Origin of the sequence: Thalassospira sp. MIT1004 (assembly GCF_001858545.1) — a bacterium.
Classification (GTDB): Bacteria; Pseudomonadota; Alphaproteobacteria; order Rhodospirillales; family Thalassospiraceae; genus Thalassospira; species Thalassospira xiamenensis.
Map to the genome: position 1 here is coordinate 62,289 of NZ_MCAO01000022.1, position 24,365 is coordinate 86,653.

Annotated in this window: 20 protein-coding genes; 13 read left to right on the top strand and 7 right to left on the bottom strand. The window is 53.9% G+C overall.

The annotated features are described in order from the left end of the window. Nucleotides 1-30 precede the first annotated feature (30 nt). From betA to BC440_RS08895, 3 genes are all read left to right on the top strand, one after another. Nucleotides 31-1,716 carry a choline dehydrogenase gene (gene betA / locus BC440_RS08885; protein ID WP_071239909.1) on the top strand — a complete coding sequence of 562 codons (1,686 nt, stop codon included), beginning with the start codon at nucleotides 31-33 and terminating at the stop codon, nucleotides 1,714-1,716. 124 nt (nucleotides 1,717-1,840) lie between these two features. Further along, nucleotides 1,841-3,430, top strand: a complete 1,590-nt coding sequence (locus BC440_RS08890; RefSeq protein WP_071239910.1) for an L-serine ammonia-lyase, iron-sulfur-dependent, subunit alpha — start codon at nucleotides 1,841-1,843, stop codon at nucleotides 3,428-3,430. A 177-nt stretch (nucleotides 3,431-3,607) separates the two neighbouring features. Next, the gene (locus BC440_RS08895) at nucleotides 3,608-4,921 is read left to right on the top strand and encodes an FAD-binding oxidoreductase (RefSeq protein ID WP_071239911.1); all 1,314 of its coding nucleotides are present in this window, start codon (nucleotides 3,608-3,610) and stop codon (nucleotides 4,919-4,921) included. A 4-nt stretch (nucleotides 4,922-4,925) separates the two neighbouring features. Here BC440_RS08895 and BC440_RS08900 read toward each other — a convergent pair whose 3' ends face one another. The 4 genes from BC440_RS08900 to BC440_RS08915 all read right to left on the bottom strand — a co-directional run bounded on the left by BC440_RS08900 (nucleotide 4,926) and on the right by BC440_RS08915 (nucleotide 9,235). Further along, the gene (locus BC440_RS08900; protein ID WP_071239912.1) at nucleotides 4,926-5,597 is read right to left on the bottom strand and encodes a cysteine hydrolase; all 672 of its coding nucleotides are present in this window, start codon (nucleotides 5,595-5,597) and stop codon (nucleotides 4,926-4,928) included. A 236-nt stretch (nucleotides 5,598-5,833) separates the two neighbouring features. Then, the gene (locus BC440_RS08905) at nucleotides 5,834-6,316 is read right to left on the bottom strand and encodes a group III truncated hemoglobin (protein ID WP_037991379.1); all 483 of its coding nucleotides are present in this window, start codon (nucleotides 6,314-6,316) and stop codon (nucleotides 5,834-5,836) included. Between the two features lie 83 nt (nucleotides 6,317-6,399). Beyond that, nucleotides 6,400-7,749 (bottom strand): FAD-dependent oxidoreductase, encoded by a 1,350-nt coding sequence (locus tag BC440_RS08910; protein WP_071239913.1) that lies wholly within the window; start codon nucleotides 7,747-7,749, stop codon nucleotides 6,400-6,402. Between the two features lie 115 nt (nucleotides 7,750-7,864). Next, nucleotides 7,865-9,235, bottom strand: a complete 1,371-nt coding sequence (locus tag BC440_RS08915; RefSeq protein ID WP_007089372.1) for an aspartate aminotransferase family protein — start codon at nucleotides 9,233-9,235, stop codon at nucleotides 7,865-7,867. Between the two features lie 301 nt (nucleotides 9,236-9,536). Between BC440_RS08915 and BC440_RS08920 the strand changes: the two genes are divergently transcribed. The 7 genes from BC440_RS08920 to pgi all read left to right on the top strand — a co-directional run bounded on the left by BC440_RS08920 (nucleotide 9,537) and on the right by pgi (nucleotide 17,706). Beyond that, a complete protein-coding gene (locus BC440_RS08920) occupies nucleotides 9,537-10,919 on the top strand; it encodes a glutamine synthetase family protein (protein WP_007089373.1) in 1,383 nt (460 codons plus the stop codon). Nucleotides 10,920-10,973: 54 nt separating this feature from the next. Next, on the top strand, nucleotides 10,974-11,522 hold the full coding sequence (locus BC440_RS08925; protein ID WP_007089374.1) for a cupin domain-containing protein: 549 nt from the start codon (nucleotides 10,974-10,976) through the stop codon (nucleotides 11,520-11,522). A gap of 69 nt (nucleotides 11,523-11,591) precedes the next feature. Beyond that, on the top strand, nucleotides 11,592-13,097 hold the full coding sequence (locus BC440_RS08930) for an aldehyde dehydrogenase (protein WP_071239914.1): 1,506 nt from the start codon (nucleotides 11,592-11,594) through the stop codon (nucleotides 13,095-13,097). A gap of 27 nt (nucleotides 13,098-13,124) precedes the next feature. Next, the gene (gene speB, locus BC440_RS08935) at nucleotides 13,125-14,096 is read left to right on the top strand and encodes an agmatinase (protein WP_007089376.1); all 972 of its coding nucleotides are present in this window, start codon (nucleotides 13,125-13,127) and stop codon (nucleotides 14,094-14,096) included. Nucleotides 14,097-14,208: 112 nt separating this feature from the next. Further along, the gene (locus BC440_RS08940) at nucleotides 14,209-14,793 is read left to right on the top strand and encodes a dual specificity protein phosphatase family protein (protein ID WP_071239915.1); all 585 of its coding nucleotides are present in this window, start codon (nucleotides 14,209-14,211) and stop codon (nucleotides 14,791-14,793) included. Nucleotides 14,794-14,945: 152 nt separating this feature from the next. Next, on the top strand, nucleotides 14,946-15,917 hold the full coding sequence (locus BC440_RS08945) for a PfkB family carbohydrate kinase (RefSeq protein ID WP_071239916.1): 972 nt from the start codon (nucleotides 14,946-14,948) through the stop codon (nucleotides 15,915-15,917). Nucleotides 15,918-16,059: 142 nt separating this feature from the next. Next, nucleotides 16,060-17,706, top strand: a complete 1,647-nt coding sequence (gene pgi / locus BC440_RS08950; protein ID WP_071239917.1) for a glucose-6-phosphate isomerase — start codon at nucleotides 16,060-16,062, stop codon at nucleotides 17,704-17,706. 24 nt (nucleotides 17,707-17,730) lie between these two features. Here pgi and BC440_RS22380 read toward each other — a convergent pair whose 3' ends face one another. Further along, nucleotides 17,731-17,928 (bottom strand): DUF2256 domain-containing protein, encoded by a 198-nt coding sequence (locus BC440_RS22380; protein ID WP_083379330.1) that lies wholly within the window; start codon nucleotides 17,926-17,928, stop codon nucleotides 17,731-17,733. Nucleotides 17,929-17,934: 6 nt separating this feature from the next. Beyond that, on the bottom strand, nucleotides 17,935-18,960 hold the full coding sequence (locus BC440_RS08955; RefSeq protein ID WP_071239918.1) for an FAD-dependent oxidoreductase: 1,026 nt from the start codon (nucleotides 18,958-18,960) through the stop codon (nucleotides 17,935-17,937). A 172-nt stretch (nucleotides 18,961-19,132) separates the two neighbouring features. On the opposite strand from BC440_RS08955, the gene BC440_RS08960 reads away from it, so the two are divergent. From BC440_RS08960 to BC440_RS08970, 3 genes are all read left to right on the top strand, one after another. Beyond that, nucleotides 19,133-20,731, top strand: coding sequence for a choice-of-anchor I family protein (locus BC440_RS08960; RefSeq protein WP_247643548.1), 1,599 nt, complete (start codon nucleotides 19,133-19,135; stop codon nucleotides 20,729-20,731). Nucleotides 20,732-20,878: 147 nt separating this feature from the next. Beyond that, on the top strand, nucleotides 20,879-21,637 hold the full coding sequence (locus BC440_RS08965) for a response regulator (protein WP_240478846.1): 759 nt from the start codon (nucleotides 20,879-20,881) through the stop codon (nucleotides 21,635-21,637). An 11-nt stretch (nucleotides 21,638-21,648) separates the two neighbouring features. Continuing rightward, nucleotides 21,649-23,157: an ATP-binding protein gene (locus BC440_RS08970; protein WP_071239919.1), complete on the top strand. Its 1,509-nt coding sequence runs from the start codon at nucleotides 21,649-21,651 to the stop codon at nucleotides 23,155-23,157. A 91-nt stretch (nucleotides 23,158-23,248) separates the two neighbouring features. Here the strand turns inward: BC440_RS08970 and ugpC are convergent, their stop codons facing one another. After that, on the bottom strand, nucleotides 23,249-24,361 hold the full coding sequence (ugpC, locus tag BC440_RS08975; protein ID WP_007089384.1) for a sn-glycerol-3-phosphate ABC transporter ATP-binding protein UgpC: 1,113 nt from the start codon (nucleotides 24,359-24,361) through the stop codon (nucleotides 23,249-23,251). Nucleotides 24,362-24,365 lie beyond the last annotated feature (4 nt).

The following is a 24,365-nucleotide window of genomic DNA, read 5'->3' on the forward strand; positions in this document are numbered from 1 at the left end:
CCTGCAACCTGTTGAAGATAAGGAAAAAGCATGAATACGCCGACCACCACGGAAAAGTACGATTACGTTATTGTCGGTTCCGGTTCTGCCGGTGCCGTGCTGGCCAGTCGCCTGACCGAGGACCCGGAAGTCAGGGTTCTGGTGGTTGAAGCCGGACCGGTTGATCATTGGTGGGACTGGCGCATCCATATGCCAACCGCACTTTCCTATCCGATGCAGTCCGAAACCTATAACTGGGCCTATTGGACGACGCCGCAGGCGAACCTTAACAATCGCCGTATGGAAACACCGCGCGGACGGGTCTTTGGCGGGTCCAGTTCAATCAACGGCATGGCCTATGTTCGAGGTCATGCGCTTGATTACAATCGCTGGGCGGAACAGGATGCGGTGCTGAAAGAATGGGATTATGCGCGGTGCCTTCCGTATTTCCGCAAGGCCGATACGCGCAACGAAGACACCAATGGTGACGAATATCACGGCGGAGATGGCCCGCTGCATGTCACCACGGGGGCTTGCAAAAACCCGTTGCACAAGGCTTGGATCAAGGCCGGTCAGGAAGCGGGTTATGAATTTACTCCGGACCAGAATGGCTATCGCCAGGAGGGTCTGGGGACGATGGATATGACGGTTTACAAGGGCCGCCGCTGGTCAACCGCGCGGGCCTATTTGCATCCGGCAATGAAACGTCCGAATTTGACAGTTCATGACAAGGCACTGGCGCAGCGCGTTGTTTTTGATGGAAAACGCGCCATCGGACTTGATTTCACCCACCGTGGTGAACTCAAACGCGCGACGGTCGAGCGCGAGGTGATTATTTCGGCAGGATCGATCAATTCGCCAAAGCTTTTGATGTTGTCTGGAGTTGGTCCGGCAGCACATCTGCGCGAACACGGGATTGATGTGGTGGCCGATATCCCCGGTGTTGGGGAGAACCTTCAGGACCATCTGGAACTTTACGTCCAGATGGAATGCACCCAGCCGATCAGTCTGAACAGCAAGCTTGATCCTTGGAACAAATTCAAGATCGGGTTGGAATGGTATCTTTTCAAAACCGGGCTTGGTGCGACCAACCATTTTGAAGCCGGTGGGTTTATCCGGTCAAAAGCGGGTGTTCAGCATCCTGACCTTCAATATCACTTTATACCGGCTGCGATTAACTATAACGGATCCAAAGCCGCCGAAAAGGATGGCTTCCAGGCGCATGTTGGTCCAATGCGGTCCAAATCGCGCGGCACGGTCCGGTTGGCGTCAAACGATCCGGCAAAGCGCCCGATTGTTGATCCCAATTACATGAGCCATCCGGAAGACTGGGAAGAAATGCGCGCATCCGTGCGTCTGACCCGCGAGATTTTCGCACAGGATGCCTTCAAGGACCTGCGCGGTATTGAAATTTCGCCGGGCAGGGGCATCCAGACCGATGATGAAATCAATGCATGGGTCGCCGATCACGCCGAAAGTGCCTATCACCCGTCCTGTTCGTGCAAGATGGGCAGCGACGATATGGCAGTGGTGGATGAAAAAACGCGCGTGCATGGTATCGAAGGTCTACGCGTGGTGGACAGTTCGATCATGCCGACCATTGCATCGGGCAATTTGAATGCTCCGACCATCATGATCGGGGAAAAGGCCGCAGATATCATTCGCGGACGCGATCCGTTGCCACCATCAAATGCGCCATATTTCGTCCATTCTGAATGGGAAACCAAACAGCGCTGATACTGCTCATCCCCGGTCTTTGATCTTTCAGGACCGGGGATTTTTCGTTTCGGTCATTGCTTTCGTCCATCTTGCGCGCGATCATCGGGGAAAATAACACGCAATTTTCCCGGATTGCCCCGCCATGCAAGAAATCAGTCTGCTTAATTCCGTTATTGGTCCCGTGATGCGCGGCCCATCAAGTTCCCATTGCGCAGCGCCTTATATGATGGCGAAGGTCGCGCGCGAATTATCGTGCAGCAATGGCGAGGTTTTGAAAAAGGCGATTGTCCGGTTCGATCCGCGCGGGTCGTTTGCGCCCGTGTATCAGGCACAAAGTTCGGATGAAAATTTTGCCGCCGGTTTTGCCGGGGCGGCGCTGACGGATACAGATTACCGTGACATTTTACCGCGTGTGACGCGCGGTGAGGGATTTCAGTTTGGCGTTGAAATCATTGAACTTGAAAACAACAACCATCCCAACCGTGTTGACCTTGAACTGACCGTAACCGAGCGGAATGGCATGGATCGTGCTGATCTGTATGCCGGTGCATCGGTTGGTGGCGGGATGTATTACATTGATGCGATGAATGGCGAACCGGTCTTTCTGACTGGCAAAACCGCAAGTGTGTTTGTCTGGGGCCCTGATATCGGTGCGCGGGCAGATAACATTGCGGCCGGGCTTGCTTTGAATGGCAACAGGTTGCTCGGCATATCGGTCGACCCGGATCATGATCGCTGCGAAATTGCCTTGCAGGCCTTGCCTGATACAACGTTGATAGCCTCTTTGCGTGATCAGGACGGTATCAAAGACGTTCGTTTCGCTGCTGCCTCGCAATATCCGGTGTGTGCCACTGATGATCTGTTTTCGACCAGCGATACGGTCATCGCGGTGGCCGAGCAACAGGGAGGATCGCTTGCCGAGGCTGGCCTGGTTCTGGAAGCAAGGCGCCTTGGTCTTTCACGTGATGCAACGCGCGCGCTTTTTCGTGAACGGTGCGAATTGATGTTGCGTGTGGTGGCCGAAGGGTTCGATGCCAAGCCCGAAGACAATGTGATGCGGTTTTTAACCCTTCGGGCGCGCAAGGTTCGCGACGCCAATTTGCCCGCAGGGCTGGGCGGGGCGGTTTTGCAGGATGCGATTGCAGGTGCCCTTTCGGCGATGGAACGGGATTCCAATCGCGGTTTGGTCTGTGCCGCACCGACGGCGGGCAGTGCTGGTGTGGTTCCGGGGACGCTGTATGGGTTGATCCGGCATGGCATTGATCTGGAGGGGGCGACCGATGCGTTGCAGGTGATGGCGCTGGTGGGTGCCGTGTTTGCCGCGCGCGGAACCTTTGCCGCCGAATGCGGTGGTTGTTCGGTGGAAACCGGTGCGTCGGCGGCAATGGCGGCCGCGGGTGTGGCGCAGGCATTTGGCGGAACACCTGTACAATGTTTTGACGCTGCCAGCATGTGTTTGATGAATACGCTGGGCCTTGTCTGTGATCCGGTGGGCGGGGATGTTGAAATCCCGTGCCATGCGCGCAATGTTGCCGGGGTGTCGCACGCATTTTCATCGGCAATGGCGGTTATGGCCGGGTTTGATGCGGTGTTGGGATATGACGAGTTGGTCGATCAGACGGTTAAAATCGGGGCCATGATGCATCCGGATTTGCGATGCACGGCACGCGGCGGATGTGCTGCGACCAAAACCGCCCTTCGTATGGTTGAGGCTGTAACGCAGGCGCGTTGAATTACCCTTATAAACCGGTTTTTGCGCAATCCTTTGTTCCGGTTGTTGCCTGTTTTGACATAATCGGTGAAAAGCATGTGCGAAGGCTGGTTTTAGCCATTTTTCCCTTGATGGTCCGATCAATTCCGGCACCATGACGGGATTATAAATCTCAAGACAACCAATCCGAGGCATCGCGTGTTTACCCCAAGCTTCCTGACCGCAAATGACAAGTCCGGTGCATATCCGTCGTCCTATTACGCCGCGACGGCAAACAAGACCGAACACTTTGTCGAACTGGATGGGGATCAGGTTTGCGATGTTGTTGTTGTCGGCGGCGGGTTTACCGGACTGTCCTCGGCACTTCATCTGGCGGAACGCGGATATAGTGTTGTGTTGCTTGAAGCGCACCGGGTTGGTTGGGGTGCATCAGGGCGCAATGGCGGGCAGGTCGGATCGGGACAGCGCCGCGAGCAGGACGACCTTGAAAAGATGGTCGGTCGCGACGATGCCAGAAAGCTATGGGATATTGCGGAGCAATCCAAGGATATCGTCAAAAGCCTGATCAGCAAGCATGACATCAAGTGTGACTGGAAACCTGGCATTCTGCATGCCGATCATCGCGAACGATTTGTTGCAGGTACGCATGAATATACCGAAAAACTCCGGACCGAATATGGCTACGGCGCCATTCGTGCCGTTGGCCGGGATGAAATCCGCGACATGCTGGGGTCGGATTTTTATCATGGCGGGTCGCTTGATATGGAGGCGGGGCATCTTCATCCGCTGAATTTCGCGCTTGGACTTGCGGATGCGGCACGTGCCGCCGGGGCGCGGATTTTTGAAAACGCGACGGTTACCGGCTATGAAAATGTTGAAAAGGTCGTTGTCACAACGGCGGGCGGGCATCGGGTGACGGCGGATATGATGGTGCTGGGCTGCAACGGGTATCTTGACGGGCTGGAAGACCGGGTTGCCAGACGGGTGATGCCGATCAACAATTTCGTTATTGCGACCGAGCCATTGGGCGATGATCTGGCGCGCGAACTGATCCGCGATGATGTGGCGGTGGCGGATTCAAAATTCGTGATCAATTATTATCGCCTGTCGGCTGATAAACGCATGTTGTTTGGCGGTGGCGAGACATACAGCTATCACTTCCCCAAGGATATAAAATCCTTTGTTGCGCCGTATATGCTGGAAGTCTATCCACAGCTTAAGGATGTGAAAATCGATTATGGCTGGGGCGGTACATTGGCGATTACGATGAACCGTATGCCGTTCTTCCGCAAGGTCGAGGACCGCGTCTATACCGCGACGGGCTATTCCGGGCATGGGGTTGCCATGGCGACACTGGCCGGGCAGATCATGGCCGATGCGATATCGGGCACGATGGACCGGTTTGATGTGATGTCAAACATCAAAATTCCAAGTTTCCCGGGCGGGAAGGCGTTGCGCTATCCGTTTTTGGTGCTTGCCATGACCTGGTATTCAATCCGCGATAGACTGTAAAGTTTCAGGATGCCTTGGCGGGGGCTTGTGTGCTGGTGCCTTTGGCACCATTCGCCGCGAGGCGGGCCTTGGTTTTTTGCCAAAAGCCGGGATTGACCGCCAAAATGCCAGCATCGGTGAATGAAACATCATATCCGCGGTTGATTGCGGCCTGAATTGTTGCTTGGACGCAGTAATTTCCATCCAGACCGACGATGTGCAGTTTGCCGACTTTCTGGCGTTCAAGAACGCGTTCAAGTTCAGGCGCGCTGAAGGCATCGGCGCGGGCTTTGGTAATGTCATGATCAATATCGCCGTTCAGGCGGGCATCAAGATCAAGGCCCGGTGATTTCGGGCTACCGCGCCCCTTATTGAACAGACTAACCAGAAGATTGATGTACCAGCCTTTGAATATCTGACGGACAGAGATCACCGATTGACCGGTTTTGTTGGCAATTTCAACAAGTTCATTGATCGCGGAAATCGTTTTTTCGACCGCGGCAGGTTCATAGGCGTTTTTGCCGGTGGCCAGCGTAAAGTCTTCTTGCAGATCAATGATTAGAAGCGCGCTGTTTGGGCGTTGAGAAAGATCGATTTTCTTACCCTTTGTCGGGCTGAGATGACGTTTGTGACCATAAATCGTATAGGTAATCAGGGCTAGAATGATGACTGCGCTGACGCCAATCCAAGACCACATATCGTCTTTCTCCGCTCTCGTCCGTCGTACTCTGCAATCGGTTTGGCACATAGCAATCTTGCAGGGCTGCCAATATAAGCCCTTTGATTTGCCAGTTCAGTGCGCGCGAAGATTGCCCCCGTCTAGTAATAACACGTAAAAATATTTTGTTCAGAGCAGGACAATGTTGTCAACATGTCGGTCTTAAGAAAGCTGACAAAAAGTTTCGCAGTGTGCTGATTACTATGAGTTCTGGCCTATTTCGGGGACCATGCCGAAACCGGATCGTAACGTTCGCCTTTGCCCAGAATGACACCATTATGCGCAGCAATCCCGATTTCGAAACTGGATGCAATCCGAAGGGCGCGTTCCATGAAGTGACGCGCGGCAGCTGTTTCGCAATGCTCTGCCAGTGTTTCGGCAAATAATTCAAGCCAGCGATCAAAATGGGTGCGGTCGATCCTCAGTGTCAGGTGCTTTTGCATCGGGCGACCGTCATAGGCACCACTGGCAAGTGCCACAGATGCCCAAAACATGCACATCCGTTCCAGATGGTGATCCCAATCCGTGATCTTCTCGGCAAATACCGGGCCCAGCATCGCGTCGTCGCGTACCTTGGCATAAAAGCCATGCACGATATCTTTGATCATCTGGTGATCAATACCGGTTTCCTCGCGGATTTTGCGGGTCGCGATTTCACGCCGTTCTTTGATTTCGGCAAGGGTCGGTTGATCTGACATGCTCGTCTCGTGCTCGATAAGGATTAATCCGGGCAATAGCGCAAAGGCCATATCCGCGACATGACATAGGTCAGTTTTACTGATTACGCAAACTCGTCACGCAGACCATAATATCGATAGGCAAGACTGCGGCCGATCCGGCGAAACTTTGATAACGGGAAACGATCCGGCGGTGTCCCCATGATGGCACCGACATCATCCGGGCCCTTGGTGCCCAGAATTTGCTGACCCAGCATTTTCCCGGCCAGACTTCCAAGTGCGACGCCGTTGCCATGCCATGCAAGTCCCGTCCAGACGTCCCGATGCCCCGGAACCCGACCAAGATAGGGGCGGAACGACTGCGAAAGGCAGGCAAGACCGTTCCAGTGATGGGTGATTTCAACATCCTGCCATGCGGGGAACATCCGGCGAAAATGCGCCAACAGATGCTGTTTTGCATCATCAAATGCGGCGGGGGTTGCCGTGATGCCGCCGCGACCGCCAAACATGAACCGATTATCAGGGAGTTTACGGAAATAGTGCAGCAAGATGCGGGTATCAAACGCCATCAGGTCGCTGGTCCAGCCTTGCGTTGCAAGCTCATGATCTGACATCGGTCGGGTGACAAGAATACCCGAAAAGACCGGCATCAATCGCCCGCCGATCCAGTCTGGCAGGTTTTCGGCGCTGTAGCCATTAGTGGCGATAACGACCTTGTTCGCCGAAATTCGCACATTTTTGCAGGTCAGGATGTAACCGTCCCCGGTGTCTTGGAGGTCTTCAATGGTCGCCTGTTCAAATATCCGAACACCTTTGGTTACACAGGCACGATGCAGTCCGGCCAGATATTTCAACGGATGCAGGCCAAAACCTTTTTTGACGTGCAATCCTGCATGGGTTTCCTGCGCACAAAGACCGCGTTCGCGAAGCTCGTCCTTGGTCAGGAATTCGCTTTCGATACCGGTAAAATGATTATTTTCCTCGGCCTCTTTGCGCAATTCCGCCACCCGATTGGCTTTGTGCGCCAGTATGACTTCCCCGTCCGAATGACGATCAGCATCAATATTCCACTCTTCAAGCCGCGATGCGACAAGGTCAATCGCACTGCGTTGAAGTTTGGCAAAATGGCGTGTTTGGTCATCACCAAACTTCTTTGAAAGCTGTGCATAGCTTTTGCCGCTTCCGCCCATGCAGCAAAATCCACCATTGCGCCCTGATGCGCCCCATCCGGAACGCCCGGCATCGAATACCGCAACATCAATGCCGCTTTCTGCCAGTTCCAGTGCAGCTGACAGGCCGCAATAACCGCCACCAATGATCGCGACATCGGCCGTGATGGTGCCCTCATCGGGCATTTGATCACATTCGGGCAGATGGCCAGCACTGGCAACCCAATAGCTGTCGGGCAGGGTGGCGGTTTGATAGGCGGGGGATTGATAAAGGCGTTTGAGCATGGCGGACTCTTTTGAGATAGGGCATTTCAGCAGTGTTTCGAGACAAAATCACAAACACCCGGCGAATGATATATCCCGCCGGGTGTTTGTGTAATGTCTTGATTTAAATCGGAACCTACATTTTGCCGATTTTCCTGGCTGTTGCATCAAACGCGGCACGTGCGCGTTTGACCAGCTCATCGACTTCGTCGTGCGTGATGCAAAGCGGAGGTGATGCCACCATGCGATCACCGCAGGCTCGCATGATAACGCCATTTTCAACACAGGCATCCCGGCAGATCGTGCCCACCGTGCCCGGTTTATCGAACGGTTTGCGGGTCGCCTTGTTATCGACCAGCGGAATACCGGCAATCAGGCCGACGGTTTCAACAGCCCCGACCAGCGGATGATCGGCAAGGGTTTTAAGTTTTTCGGCAAAGTACGGACCGATATCATCGCGGACACGTTCAACAAGCTTTTCATCGCGAATGATCCTGATGTTTTCCAAGGCTACGGCGGCGGCTGCCGGGTGGCCGGAATAGGTGAAGCCGTGGGTAAATTCGCCGCATTCGTTGATCAGGACGTCAGCAACCCGTTCACCGACCATAACGGCCGAAATCGGAAGGTAACCCGACGACATGCCCTTTGCCATTGGCATCAGGTCCGGCTTGATATCGAACGTGTCGGAGCCAAACCAGTTGCCGGTACGGCCAAATCCGCAAATGACTTCATCTGCAATCAGAAGAATGTCGTATTTTTTGCAGATGCGTTGAATTTCCGGCCAGTAGGTTGATGGCGGAATTATCACGCCACCGGCACCCTGGATCGGTTCGCCGATGAAGGCGCCGACGCGGTCGGCACCAAGTTCTTCGATTTTTTCTTCAAGCTTGCGTGCGGCAATCAGGCCGAATTCTTCGGGGGTATGATCGCCGCCTTCGCCGTACCAGTAAGGTTGATCGATATGCACAACATCAGGCAGCATCGGCCCGCCCTGTGAATGCATCCCGGCCATCCCGCCAAGCGATGCCCCGGCAATGGTCGAGCCGTGATAGGCGTTCTTGCGGCTGATGATGTAGGTGCGTTCCGGCTGGCCTTTAAGCTTCCAGTACTGGCGCACCATGCGCACGACCGTGTCGTTCGCTTCCGACCCGGAGTTGGCATAAAATACGTGGTTCAAACCATCGGGCGTGATTTCTGCAAGAACTTTGGAAAGCTCGATCGCAGGCGTGTTCGCGCACTGGAAGAAGTTGTTGTAGTAGGGCAATTCCAGCATCTGGTTATAGGCGGCTTCGGCAAGTTCCTTGCGGCCATAACCGACATTGACGCACCACAGGCCAGCCATGCCGTCCAGATACTGTTTACCATGCGAATCTTCGATGAAGACGCCTTTGGCGCGTGTAATCACGCGTGTGCCACGATTGTTAAGGTCGGCCGTATCGGTAAACGGATGAATGTGGTGCTGCTGATCGATATCCTGCCAATAGGCGGTTTTGTCGAAATTATTCATAACGTCTCCTGACAGCGATAGTCGCCTGCTTTGTGCGATATGTTGAACATCTGAGACAAGTGTTCGTTTTTTTGAACACCTTTGCAAGGGGAAATTTTATGAAACAATTTTGTCGTCTTGGCGTCAAATTTGATATGCACTGGTTGTTTCAAACCATTCTTAATATCCAATGCAATGATGTCGTGCGTTTATTTTGCAGTGCATTATTTGCACGATATATCGAACGAGGGGCTTGACCGCAATCATTGGGCGGGGCACGATGAAAAGTGAAATAAACAGGCTTTTCTGGGAGTATTAGACGATGAACAAGTCGTTCGTCGAAGACAGTAGGGCGGAAGCTCAACGATTCTTTGAAGCAAATCCGGATATAGAACTTGTCGAATTACTCATTCCTGATGTGAACGGGGTGTTCCGGGGCAAGCGAATCAGCAAGCAGAAGTTTCTTAAAAGCTTCCATGAAGGCATCAACATGCCGGGTTCTGTGTGTCTGGTGGATATCACTGGCGACAACCCGGAAGGTACCGGCATGCTTTGGTCCAGTGGTGATCAGGACAATATCGCCAAGCCAATCCCGGGAACCCTGCATGCGGTTCCCTATGGTGAGCTGCCGTTGGCACAGGTCATGATGAGCCTGTATAACTTGGACGGTACAAAATTCTTTGCCGATCCGCGCAACGTTTTGCAGGCGGTTGTGGATCGTCTGGCAGCGGATGGTTTCTATCCTACCGTGGCGCTGGAACTTGAATTCTATCTTGCCGATCAGAACGAACAAACTGCCGCACCCTTGCCACCCGCACCGCTTGGCGGCGGGATCGCGTCGGATGGTGTGCAGGTCTATGGTCTCCAGCAGATCGAGGATTTCGAAAAAGTCCTTCATGACGCGGTTGCCGAACTGAACCGTCAGGGCATTCCGGCCGATACAATCGTTGCCGAAGCTGGCCCCGGCCAGTTCGAGATCAATCTGGGTCATGTCAATGATCCGATGCAGGCGGCAGACCACGCGATGCAGCTTAAGCGCGTTGTCAAAGGTATTGCCTGGGATCATGGTGTGACCGCGACATTCATGGCAAAACCTTATTCCGATCAGGCGGGTAACGGATTGCACGTTCATGTGTCGCTGCGTGACGAGGAAGGAAACAACGCCCTGTCGCCCAAGGGCGACGAGGATGTTTCGGACCTCCTGTTGAACGCTATTGGCGGCTTGCAGGCGTCGATGTTTGAAAGCATGGCGATTTTTGCGCCAAATCCGAATTCCTACCGTCGGTTCCAGAACAAGGCCTATGCGCCGATGTCTCCAAACTGGGGGCTTAACAACCGTACGGTTGCCCTGCGTATCCCGGCCGGTAGCCCGCAAGCCGCGCGTATCGAACATCGTGTGTCGGGCGCGGATGCCAACCCGTATCTGGTTCTGGCCTGCGTTCTTGCAGGGATGCATTACGGCATCAAGAACAAGCTTGATCCAGGTGATCCGATTGTTGGCAACGGCTATGAACAGCATGGCGGCAAGATCGTCCCGCGCAGCATGATTTCTGCACTTGATCGTTTTGTCGAGGGTGACATCGTCAAGGAATATCTGGGGGAACGGTTTGTAGAGGTATTCGATATCTGTCGACGTTCCGAATATGACGAATTCTTCTCGGAGGTCACGCCGCTTGAATACCGCTGGTATCTTGACGCGGTATAACGCCACTTTTGCAAAATGGTCGCCGATAAGAGCGACCGACAGGGAAGAGACCGGATGTCACAAAAGGTTGGGGATCGCCTGAAAGCAGTACGTACCATGTACGGGCTATCCCAGCGTGAACTGGCGCGCCGCGCCGGTGTCACCAACAGCACGATATCGACGATTGAACAGAACCGGGTCAGCCCGTCGGTCGACAGTCTGGCCAAGGTTCTGGCAGGCATCCCTATGAGCCTGATCAACTTCTTTACGATTGATCTGGAAAACGGCGAGGAGATTTTCTTTCGCAAGGAAGACCTCGTCGAGCTTTCCGATGGCACCATGTCGATGCGTCTTGTCGGCGCAACACGCAAGGACCGCAATCTGCGCGTCCTTCATGAAATCTATCCGCCCGGCGGCGATACCGGCGACAATCTGATCGTCCAGAAGGGTGAGGAGGCCGGTGTTGTTGTCCGTGGCAAGCTTGAGGTCACGGTGGGCGAACGGGTTCAGGTTCTTGGGCCAGGTGACGCCTATTACTTCAATGCGGAAATCCCGCACCGGTTTCGCAATGCGGGCGACATTGAATGCGAAGTCGTCAGTGCCGCGACACCACCGTCATACTGATTGCACAATCATCATGTTTGAATATCGCGCGGAACAAACAGCACGCGCGATCCGTCAGGAGGATTTCCGATGACAAACCAGTTGAATTTCGAACAGCTTAGAGCACAGGCCGCCAGCCTGGCGATCCGCAACAAGGCCTTTATCAATGGCGTTTATGTCGATGCAGCATCGGGTAAAACGTTTGATTGCATCAGCCCGCGCGACGGCAAGATTTTGACCAAGGTCGCCGAATGCGATGTTGAAGACGTCAATCGCGCGGTGCAGTCCGCGCGTGCGGTCTTTGAAAAAGGCAGCTGGTCGGAAGCATCCCCGGGCAAGCGCAAGGCCGTCATGATGAAATTTGCCGATCTGATGGAACAGCATGCAGCCGAACTGGCGCTGCTTGAAAGTCTTGATATGGGCAAACCGATCAGCCTTGCGGCGGGTGATGACATTCCGTTGTCCTATAAATGCATTCGCTGGTACGCCGAGGCGATTGACAAGATTTATGACGAGATTTCACCGGGCGAAGCACGCGCAATCGGTATGATCACGCGTGAATCGCTGGGCGTGGTGGCGGCAGTCGTGCCATGGAACTTCCCGCTGATGATGGCGGTCTGGAAGCTTGGCCCGGCACTGGCGATGGGTAACTCGATCATTCTCAAACCCGCCGAACAGTCGCCATTAACCGCGATCCGTGTTGCGGAGCTGGCGGTCGAAGCCGGTATTCCGGCGGGTGTTCTGAACGTTCTGCCCGGCTTTGGCCCGACGGCTGGCAAGGCGCTTGGTCTGCATCCTGATGTCGATTGCGTGACTTTTACCGGTTCGGGCGAGGTCGGGAAACTGTTCTTGCAATATTCCGGTCAGTCGAACATGAAACGCGTCTGGCTGGAATGTGGTGGAAAAAGCCCCAATATCGTTCTGGCCGATTGTCCGGATATGGACGCGGCGGCAGAAGCGGCAGCAGGCGGAATTTTCTATAATCAGGGCGAGGTTTGCACGGCCGGTTCGCGCCTGATTGTCGAAGAAAGCATCAAGGACGAATTCATCGAGAAAGTGGTTGCAGCAGGCCGCAAAATGCAGCCGGGTGACCCCTTGGACCCGAACAGTCAGATGGGCGCGATTGTCGATGAAAATCAGATGAACCGCGTTCTCGGCTATATCGAGAAGGGGGCGGCAGAGGGTGCAAAACTTTGCACCGGCGGCAAGCGTGCACGCACCGAGTCCGGTGGCTATTATGTCGAACCAACCGTTTTTGATGCGGTCAAAAACGACATGACAATCGCCAAGGAAGAAATCTTTGGCCCGGTTTTGTCGGTGATTTCGGTCAAGGACTGGAAAGAGGCTGTTCAGACGGCAAATGATACGCCATATGGACTTGCCGCAGCCGTATGGACGCGCGATATCAACAAGGCGCATCTGGCCGCGAAAAAACTGCGTGCCGGTCTTGTCTGGGTCAATTGCTGGGACGGTGGATCCATCACTATGCCGTTTGGCGGTTACAAGCAATCGGGCACCGGTCGTGACCGTTCGCTGCATGCGATGGACAAATATTGTGAAATCAAGTCGACCTGGATTGCACTGGGCGACGCCTGAGGTTCGGAAAGGACAAGGGGACGAATTATGAGCAGTACCGGGGTTATTGATACCAAAGGCGGCGACAACGCTTTTACTGCGAAATCCGTGCATCAGAATACCAGCGAGCCGATGTATTCCGGCGCGCTGTCATTCATGCGCCGCAAATATACCCGTGATCTTACGGGCATTGATGTTGCGGTAACCGGTATTCCCTTTGATCTTGCAACGTCGAGCCGCCCTGGTACGCGCCTTGGCCCGCAGGGGGTGCGCCGTGCGTCGGTCAATCTTGCATGGGCACCACATTTTCCGTCCGGGCGCGATATCTTTGGGGAACTGGCCGTGATTGACTATGGCGATATGGTCATCGATCCCGGTTATCCGCATAAAATCCCGGAAATGATCGAGGATCACGCACGCGATATCGTCAGTTCCGGGGCAAAGATGTTGACGATCGGCGGCGACCATTTCATCAGCTATCCGATCCTGAAGGCCCATGCCGAAAAGTACGGTAAGGGTATATCGCTTATTCAGTTCGACGCCCATTCCGACACTTGGGAAGACGATGGTGATCGGATCGATCACGGGACCATGTTCTGGCATGCGGCAAAGAACGGCATTGTCGATGCGTCGAAATCCATTCAGGTCGGTATCCGTACGCACAATGAATCGACCCACGGATACAACATCCTTTACGGGCCAGATGTGCAGGCGATGTCGATTGATCAGATCGTGGCCAAAATCAAGGACGTGGTGGGTGATAATCACGCCTATATCACCTTTGATATCGACGGGCTTGACCCGTGCTATGCACCGGGCACCGGCACGCCGGTTCTGGGCGGTCTGACCAGCCATCAGGCGGTTTCGATCCTGCGCGGTCTTGCGGGGGGGATCAATCTGATCGGCTCGGACGTGGTGGAAGTTTCCCCGCCTTATGATGTATCGGACATCACATCGCTTGCTGGTGCGACGATTGCTTGGGAAATGCTGAATATCCATGCGGTGAACCGAAAGCCGTAATAGCAAGATCATAAAGATTTCAAAGCGGGCCGGTATTTTAACAGTACCGGCCCTTTGCTTTTTACGGCTGCTGTGATGTTATTGCGCTTAATCAGTGTATTGGAGGAAAGACATGAAACCGGTTTCTATTTCGCTTTTGACGATTTGTGGCATTGATGAACTGCCAACCCATCAAACCCGGTCGGTTTCGCATGTGCTTTCGGTCCTTGATCCGGAAAGACCAGACCCGGATGCATTCGCGGCTTATGCCCCGCATGAACGTACCATTTTGCGGTTCCACGATATCATTGATGAACTGCCCGGTCAGATGGCTCCGACGGTCGCCCATGTCGAAGAGGTTCTCGCCTTTGGTGAGGGACTCAAAAACACCGTCGATGCTCGTAAGGACGGCCATTTGCTGGTGCATTGCCATATGGGCGTTTCACGTTCGACAGCAGCGATGCTGACGCTCATGGCGCAAACCCAGCCCGATGCAAACGAGGATGAACTTTTTGCAACCCTTCGTGCCATTCGTCCGATTGCCTGGCCAAATTCGCGCATGATTGCCTTTGCTGATAATCTGCTTGGTCGGGACGGTAAGCTGACGGCTGCCCTTAACCGGCATTATCGCTATCAGCTTGAACATGACGTTCATTTCGATGAATGGATGACATCGCTTGGCCGTGCGCGTGAAGTGGCACTTGGAAGAGCTGCCTGAAGTTGCAGTATAATGCCCGGAAATCAGCCACTTTGTTCGCGAAGTGGCTTTTCCTTTGCCTGATGAATTGAATCGATTTAAAAACGTCGCGTCCCACAGCAAATGATAATGCCCGCAACCCGATTGCCGGGCGATATAAACGGAGAAACGCTATGAGCGCAAAAGCAGTTTGCCTTGGGGAATTGCTGATCGATTTTGTTCCGACCGTAACCGGCACCGGCCTTGCTGATACCCCGGCATTTGCCAAGGCCGCAGGTGGTGCGCCGGGCAATGTGGCTGTGGGATTGCAGCGGCTTGGAATTGAAACGGGTTTTATCGGCAAGCTTGGCGATGATGCATTCGGTCATTTTCTGGTCGATACGCTCAAAGCCGACAATGTCGATACATCGGGCATTGTCCTGACCAAAGAAGCCCTGACAGGGCTTGCCTTTGTTTCATTGCGGGCCGATGGCGAACGCGAATTTTCTTTCTATCGCAGCCCGTCGGCCGACATGCTGTTGTCGCCGTCCGATCTGAATCAGGACATGCTGAAGGGATGCGCGCTGTTTCACTATGGCACGCTTTGCATGATTGATGACGATCCGCGCGCGGCGACGCTTGCGGCCATCGACATTGCACGTGAAAACGGCGCGATCATTTCATGTGATCCGAACCTGCGCCTGCCACTTTGGCCAAGTGCCGATGCCGCGCGTGATATGCTGCGTCTTGCGATTACCAAGGCGGATGTTGTTAAAATCTCCGACGACGAAGTCGCCTTTATCACCGGCAAGGATGATCTTGAAGCAGGCGTTCGTGAATTGTGGTGCGATCACTGGAAACTGATGATCGTGACGTCGGGCCCGAAAGGCAGCCGGTTCTTTACACCTGATTTCGAAGGTTCGGCCGATCCGTTCAAGGTCACGGCTGTCGACGCGACCGGGGCAGGGGACGGTTTTACTGCCGGCTTCCTGTCGCGTTTGTTGAAAGATCCGCAATTGCTGGAATCTGCGGAAAAGGTCGAGGCAGCCTGCCGTTTTGCCAATGCGGTAGGTGCAATAACAGCCACCAAACGCGGTGCGATTGCTGCCCTCCCGACCGAAGCGCAGGTTTCGGAGTTTCTTTCTGCAAACGGATTAACCGGTTAATATCCGTGGTGATGGCAATCCTGTTCCCGCCGGATTGCCATCAAAATGTCCCACAAACTGTCCCACAAATGGTCGCATCGGCGTGTTAGTGTTTTGACATGACGTCGATATTGTTTGCTATCTGTTTGAAGCCGAGGGTGGAATGTCCACAGAAAATCTGACGACCTGTTGGGAAAAGCTTGATCGACTGGGCGCGGAAGTTTCCAAGAACCTTAATTTACGCAAAGCCTTTGCCGATGATCCGGCGCGGTTTGCGCGTTTCCATGTCACGCAGGACGATCTGTTTATCGATTATTCGAAAAATCTGATCACCGATGATGTGATGGCCGCATTACGTGAATTGGCGGAAACTGCCAATGTCGAAAGCTGGCGCGAACGGATGTTTGCCGGTGACCGGATCAATGTCACCGAAAATCGCGCTGTTCTTCATACGGCACTTCGCAATCTGGATGGCAATCCGGTGATGGTCGATGGCAAGGACGTTATGCCCGACATCAAGGAAGTCCTTGTACGTATGAAACGCTTTGCCGCGCGCGTGCATACTGGCGACTGGAAAGGCCATACCGGCAAGGCGATCACCGATGTCGTCAATATCGGGATTGGCGGTTCCGATCTTGGGCCGGTCATGGTGAACGAGGCACTTCGTCCGTATCATATCGACGGTATTCGCTGCCATTTCGTTTCCAACGTAGATGGTGCGCATATCGTTGATACACTGAAAAACCTTGATGCGGAAACGACGCTTTTCATCATTGCATCCAAAACCTTCACCACCGACGAAACCCTGACAAATGCCTATTCGGGCCGTGACTGGCTGGTTGGTTTGCTGAAAGATGAAGGTGCAGTTGCCAAGCATTTTGTCGCGGTGTCAACTGCCTTGGACAAGGTTGCAGAATTCGGCATTGATACTGACAACGCGTTTGGTTTTTGGGACTGGGTCGGTGGGCGATACAGCCTTTGGTCGGCTATCGGCTTGCCGATCATTCTGGCGGTCGGTTACGAGAAATTCGAAGAATTGCTGCGCGGTGCGCAGGCGATGGATAATCATTTTCGTTCAGCCCCGCTTGAGCGCAACATTCCAGTGACGCTGGCATTGATCGGCGTCTGGTATCGCAATGTTCTGGGGGCCTCCAGTCAGGCAATCCTGCCTTATGACCAGCATCTTTCACGTCTGCCAGCCTATTTGCAGCAGGCCGATATGGAAAGTAATGGCAAGTCGGTTACCCGCGATGGCAAGCCGATCTATTACGAAACCGGCCCGATCATCTGGGGTGAACCGGGTACCAATGGCCAGCATGCCTTTTATCAGCTGATCCATCAGGGCACGGAACTGATCCCGGTTGATTTCATCGTTGCGGCGAATGCCCTGCATCCATTGGCAAACCATCATGACAAGTTGGTAGCGAACTGCTTTGCCCAGGCCGAAGCCCTGATGCGCGGCAAGACCGAGGCCGAAGTACGTGACGAACTTGCCGGTGGCAATCTGACCCCGGCCGAGATTGATGTGCTGGCACCGCAAAAGGTCTTTGCCGGGAACAAACCCAGCACCATGATCCTTTACAAGCAGCTTGATCCCTTTACGCTGGGACGTCTGGTTGCAATGTATGAACATAAAATCTTTGTTCAGGGGATTATCTGGAACGTCAATTCCTATGACCAGTGGGGGGTCGAACTTGGCAAACAGCTTGCCAAGGAATTGCTGCCAATGGTTCAGGGGAATGAAACTGCCGATAGCCGTGACGCTTCAACCGCCGGTCTGATCTATCAGTTGCATGCCCTTCGGGGTTAATTTTGATCCGACAAATCTGTGGATTTATGGGGCGGTGTCAGCCTGACTGGCACCGCCCTTGTTGTTTGCGCGATGATCCCGACAACGGGCAGAGCAATATTTGACATCGTCCCAGCAATCACGCCATTTGCGCCTCCAGACAAACGGTCGATTGCAGGTCAGGCAGGTTTTGTGTGGCAGGTCTGATTTTGTCGGCCTTTGACCATTGGCATTTCGGCGCATCCCAAATTACCCGATCAGTGTCTCGATCATGGCATGGGCTGCGCATTTTCCGCTGCGCCATGCGGCTTCCACCCTTGCACCAAGACACCAATCGCCCGCGGCAATTACGTGCCCGTTCATGCCGCTAAGATGACTTTTTCCAAGCGGTTTGATCGTGCGGGCATATCGCCAGCGATGCGTGTTTATGGACACCACATCGGGAAGCTTAGCACCGCTAGCTTTATGCAGTTTTTCAAGCAGAAGGAATGCGATGCGTTCCTTGTCTTCTTCCAAGTGATCAAGTGACCATTCCGGACTTGCGTGCAGAACCCAAAGATCAGGTGAAGGTCGATGGATCAGATCACGGTGGTCGCCATTGCGTGCCGCCCAGCTGATCGCAGGATCGGGATGGATCATGGCATCAAATGCCGTGGGCAACGGTTTGGCAAATGCAATCATTGCTGCCCAGCACGGTGCCATTTCCACATCGGCAATGGGATCAAATCTTGGGGCAAGTGGTTGCAGAAGCTCTGCGGTTTGCGGGGCAGGGGCGGTAACAATCACACCGTCAAATGGCCCGAATTCACCATCCAGATCGTCATGCAGGATAAAGCTGCGTGGTCCGGCAGTTTCGATACAGGTAATACGGTGTTCTTTGCGGATTTCAAACGGATCAAGCAGCGGGGTGATCAGTTTGTTCATTTGCGGTGACCCCTGATACCAGATATCTGCGGCCGTATTTGTACGTTTCAAAGCCGATGCCGGTGCCCCAGCGGTTGCTTTTTCGCCACGAAGGAGATGTGGTTGCCATTTCCGAACGGATTTTTGATGTTCGGCCTGTTGCAGGAATGATTGAAATTCCGGATGCAGTGCCGTGACATATTGGGCGCCATGATTGAAATTGCCCAATTCGGTACGACGTGTTGCAAGTCGCCCTCCGGCACCACGGCTTTTTTCAAAAACCGTTACGCAAAAGCCGACTGCATGAAGTGTGGCCGCCGCCCGAAGGCCGGCCATTCCCGCACCGATCACGGCAATATTCATTGGGGCCATTTTGTTGTTCCTGTTCGAACCTTGTGAACCTTTTCCTCCTTACGTCAGAAGTCTTTGTTTGGAGCATCAACACCCCGAAGATATTTATGAAACTGTCATCGTCAGGTCATTAAACCGTTACGCATTGTCCGCAGTTTGTCTGCCACGGTTCATCCAGTTTTCAGGGGGAAATATGCGTTATTCTTTGATGGCCACGGTGGCATTTTCGGTTATGCTCGGTGCCTGCGGCACCACGACAACGTCAAAAAACATGGTAATGGCCGTTGATACGGCGTCGCCTGCCGCCAAGCCGCTTTCAATCGTGCCGATGGGCGACTATCGCACCGGCATGTTTGACGAAGGGGCTGCGGAAATTCCGGCTTTTGACCCGGTGACCAAACGCATATTCGTGGTCAATGGTGGCGACAAGTCGATTGATATTCTTGATATGTCGGACCCTGAAACACTTGCAAAAGTCGGTTCGGTCAAGCTTTCGACATGGGGTAAGGCGGCAAACAGCGTTGCCGTTCATGGCAATATTGTCGCAGTGGCTGTCGAGAATGACGACAAACAGGCACCGGGCAAGGCCGTGTTCTTTAACACGGATGGTGATTTCATTGCGGCTGTAACTGTCGGTGCATTGCCCGACATGATCAAATTTACTCCGGATGGCAAGCACGTTCTGGTCGCGAACGAAGGCGAGCCGAACGACGCATTTGACAACGACCCGGAAGGGAGTGTTTCGATTATCCCGGTATCGGGAAATCTCACCGATCTGTCAGATGCCGATGTTCGCACGGTAAACTTTGGCTTCCTGAATGATGTGGACCTGCCTTATGGCATGCGGACATCAAACCCGGGAACGTCGACCGTGGCACAGGATGTCGAGCCGGAATATATCGCCGTCTCGAAAGACAGCAAAACGGCTTATGTTTCACTTCAGGAAAACAATGCGGTGGCGATCATTGATATTGAAACCGCAAACGTTGTCCGGGTTGCCGGTCTTGGCTTCAAGGACCATTCGGTCAACGCATTTGATGCCAGCGACAAGGACGGCAAAATCAACATCCGTACATGGCCTGTGATGGGCATGTATATGCCAGACACGATCGATGCTATCGAAATCGGCGGCAAAACCTGGGTCCTGACGGCAAACGAGGGCGACTCACGCGACTATGACGGCTACAGCGAAGAAACCCGCGTCGGAAAACTGACCCTTGATCCGGTCGCCTTCCCGAATGCCGCAACCCTGCAAAAAGATGAAAACCTCGGTCGCTTGAAAACGACTACTGCGCAGGGCGATACGGATGGTGATGGCGATTTCGATGTGATCTACAGCTATGGGGCACGTTCGTTCTCGGTCCTGAATGCGAATGGCGACATGGTTTTTGACAGTGGCGACAAGTTCGAACAGTTCATGGCGGCCAATTACGGGAGAGTTTTCAACGCATCGAACACCGAAAACTATAGCCGCGATAACCGCTCGGATGACAAGGGCCCGGAACCCGAAGGTCTGGCAACCGGCTACGTTAATGGCACACCTTATGCCTTTATCGGTCTGGAACGTCAGGGCGGATTTATGGTCTATGATCTGACCAATCCGACTAATCCGCAATTTGTCACCTATCATTCGGATCGTCGTTTTTCCGGCAATCCGGAAGCCGACACCGCAGGCGAACTTGCCCCGGAAGGCATGCTGTTTGTCGAAGCAAAGGATAGCCCCACCGGCAATGCCATGCTGATCGTATCAAGCGAGGTATCGGGCAGTACAAAAGTTTATGACCTGAAATAGGTTTTTAAGCTGCTGTATATAAAGAGATTTTACCTAAAAAGCCGGGGATTTTGCCCTCGGCTTTTTCAATTGTGTCCGGTGCTTGGTAAAATGGTTCAATCCTGTAACGTTATGCACTAAACTCCGCGCCAGGGTCCGGTTCCGGGCTTGTCGACCGAAGGGAGGCGGAGACTGAGTACGCGACGTGAACCCCATATTCTGGTTGTCGATGACGATCAGGAAATCCAGAAGCTCCTGAAAAAATTCCTGCTCCAGCACGGGTTTCGTATCACCACCGTTTCCGACGGGGCGGAGATGCATCGTGCGCTTCGTGACTGGAATATCGATCTGGTGATCCTTGATATCATGTTGCCTGGCGAGGATGGTTTTGCGCTCTGCCGGGATGTGCGCCGCAATTCCAAGGTACCGATTGTCATGCTGACTGCGGTGGGCGAGGATACAGATCGTATTCTTGGTCTTGAACTGGGTGCAGATGACTATCTGACAAAGCCGTTCAATCCGCGTGAATTGCTGGCCCGTATTCGTGCCGTGTTCCGCCGTTTTGAAACCGGTACCGTGACACAGGTTCATCACGAAGAAACCAAAACCCAGAAAATCCTGTTTGCCGACTGGACGCTCGATATCGGATCACGTGAATTGCGCGATCTTGATGATGTGGCGGTGCATTTGTCGACCGGGGAATTTTCGCTGTTGCTGGCGCTGGTCAAGCATAACAAGCGTGCGCTGTCGCGTGAACAGCTTGTCGATATCGTACGCGGTCAGAGCTCGATCCCGTTTGACCGCAGTATCGATATCCAGATCAGTCGCCTGCGCCGCAAAATTGAAAAAGATGCCAAAAACCCCAAGCTGATCAAAACCGTGCGCGGCATTGGCTATCAGTTCTGTGCCGATACGAGGACCGTCTAGGAATTCGATCGATGGCAGTTCAGATTGGTGCGTTTTCCGAATATATGCGGCGTTTCAAGCCCCGCACGCTAGGCGGACGCATTTTTATGATCATGATGGTCGGCGGTGTCATCATCGCGGGCATCAGTTCAATCGCATCGAAATACATCATCGAACGGAGCGAGCGGATCAGCCGGGCCTATACTTTGGGCTTTACCATTCGCGAATTGATCCTGATTGCCGAAAGTCCGGAGTTACAGGGAAATATCGTTGATATAGCCGCGCGTGACGGGCTTTCTGTTCGTGTTCTGCCATCTGACGATATCGGTACAATTCTTCTGTTTTCGCGCCCGGCACAACATATCGCAATGCCCGCACGTCTGGCCGATACGGGCTGGCCGACATCGGTAAAGGTCCATTTTCGGCGCGGGCGTCTTGGCGCGGAACAGCGCCACCTGATTGAAACCGCCGAAAATCCCAGTCTGTTTTTTGCCGGCCTATCGCGCGAAATAGCGCGTCAGGGACTTGAGGCTCGCGTTGAAATCATGTTGCCATCCGGCATGCGAATGCTGTTGTCTCATCCGGTGCTGTGGTCCGACTATGCATCCCCATCCATGGTTTTTCTGATCTTTCTGGTCGGGGTTGTTGCCGTGTTGGCGGTGTTTGCCGCTTTGGCCGATCTTCTGGCAGGTCCCTTCAAGAATTTGACCGAGGCGATCATTCGCCAGGGGGATGAAGTTGAAGGCCCACCGGTGGAGGAGCGCGGCCCGACCGAAGCCCGGTCAATGGCCGCGGCATATAATGGATTGCGAGAACGGATTTCACGGATGCTGGGTGACAGAACCCGTATGCTGGCCGCAATTTCACACGATTTGCGCACGCCCAGCACGCGCCTGCGCCTGCGTGCAGAATTTATCGACAATGAAGAATTGCGTGAAACCGTGTTGCGCGATCTTGACGAAATGGACGGGCTTCTCAACGATGCACTCGATTTCCTTGGTGACTGGATTAGCAAGGAAGAAGAGCGCACAGTTGACTTCACATCGGTTCTCGAAGCGATTTGTGACGATTATGCCGATCTTGGCCGTCCGGTAAGTTTCGAGGGACCGCAGCCGCTTCGTTTCAGTTCGGTTCATACGGTTTTTGGGGGCGGGGACGAGGCGCATTCGTTTGGTGACAAGCGCAGCATCCGTCTGACCTGCCGGCCCGGAACATTAAAACGTGCCTTCACCAATCTGATCGAGAATGCGCTGAAATACGGTTACCGTGCCTATGTCAGTCTGGATGCGACGGCCGACACGGTGCTAGTGTCCATTCGGGACGAAGGACCGGGAATCGCCGCGGAACATCAGGAGGATGTCTTTCTGCCGTTCTTCCGTGTCGAAGGATCACGCGCACGCACCACCGGTGGCAGCGGCCTTGGTCTGTCGATTGTAAAAACGGTCATCGATGCACACGACGGGACGATACGATTACGCAATCTGCCCCGACGCGGGTTGGAAGTCACGATTGCTTTGCCGCGGCGCGTCGACAAAGGTTGAAAACAAAACGACCCGGGAATTCCGGGCCGTTTTTAAGAATCCTATAAAGACAAGAACGGCGGGCGGCCCCCAGAACCGCCCGCCGATCAGATCAGATCCGAAGTTCCGTTACCGGATCAAACAGACTGATCTGAGACATGTCGGCCGAGAATGTCATCATCTCGCCCGGTTGCGGTGCCCGGTCAGGCCGGACACGTGCAACAATTTCCTTCCCGCCGATTTCGACAACGGTCATGGTGTCAGCGCCGGTCGGTTCAATAACTTCGACCTTGCAGTCGAAATTGACATATTGGCTGCCCGGTTCATCAGAACCGGTACGCTTGTGCGTCAAGCCTTCCGGACGGATGCCAAAAACGACATCTTTCCCGACATAGCTCTGATAGCTTTCAGGCGCATCTTTCAGCGGCAGAATGATCGGGTCGTTATCGCGTTTGATCGATACGGCCAGATTGCCATTGTCATTGATCAGGGTTGCGTTGATGAAGTTCATCGACGGCGAACCGATAAAGCCAGCAACAAAGATGTTGTTCGGGCGTTCATAGATGTTCTGCGGCGTATCGAACTGCTGCAGGATGCCGTCTTTCATGACCGCAATGCGCGAGGCAAGGGTCATGGCTTCGATCTGGTCGTGGGTGACGTAAACGATGGTGGCACCCAGACGCTGATGCAGTTTCTTGATCTCGGTGCGCATATCGACGCGCAGCTTGGCATCAAGGTTCGACAGCGGTTCGTCAAACAGGAAGATGTCCGGATCGCGAACCAGTGCACGGCCCATCGCAACGCGCTGGCGCTGTCCCCCCGAAAGCTGGGATGGTTTGCGATCCAGCAGGGCTTCGATCTGTAGCAGTTTGGCGACGTCGGCGACAGCCTTGTCGCGTTCTGCCGCTGAAACACCACGGATTTCAAGACCGAAGGTGATGTTCTTGCGAACCGTCATATTCGGATAAAGCGCGTAGGACTGGAACACCATGGCGATGTTTCGGTCCTTGGGGTGGACATCGTTGATCACGCGATCGCCGATGCGGATTTCCCCGTCGCTGGAACCTTCCAGACCTGCAATCAGGTTCAGAAGGGTGGATTTGCCGCAACCCGACGGGCCGACCAGAACCAGGAACTCGCCGTCTTCAATAGCAATATTGATTTCTTTGAGAACCTCGACAGGACCGAAGGCCTTGCGAACTTTATCAAGGGTGAGTGATGCCATTTGC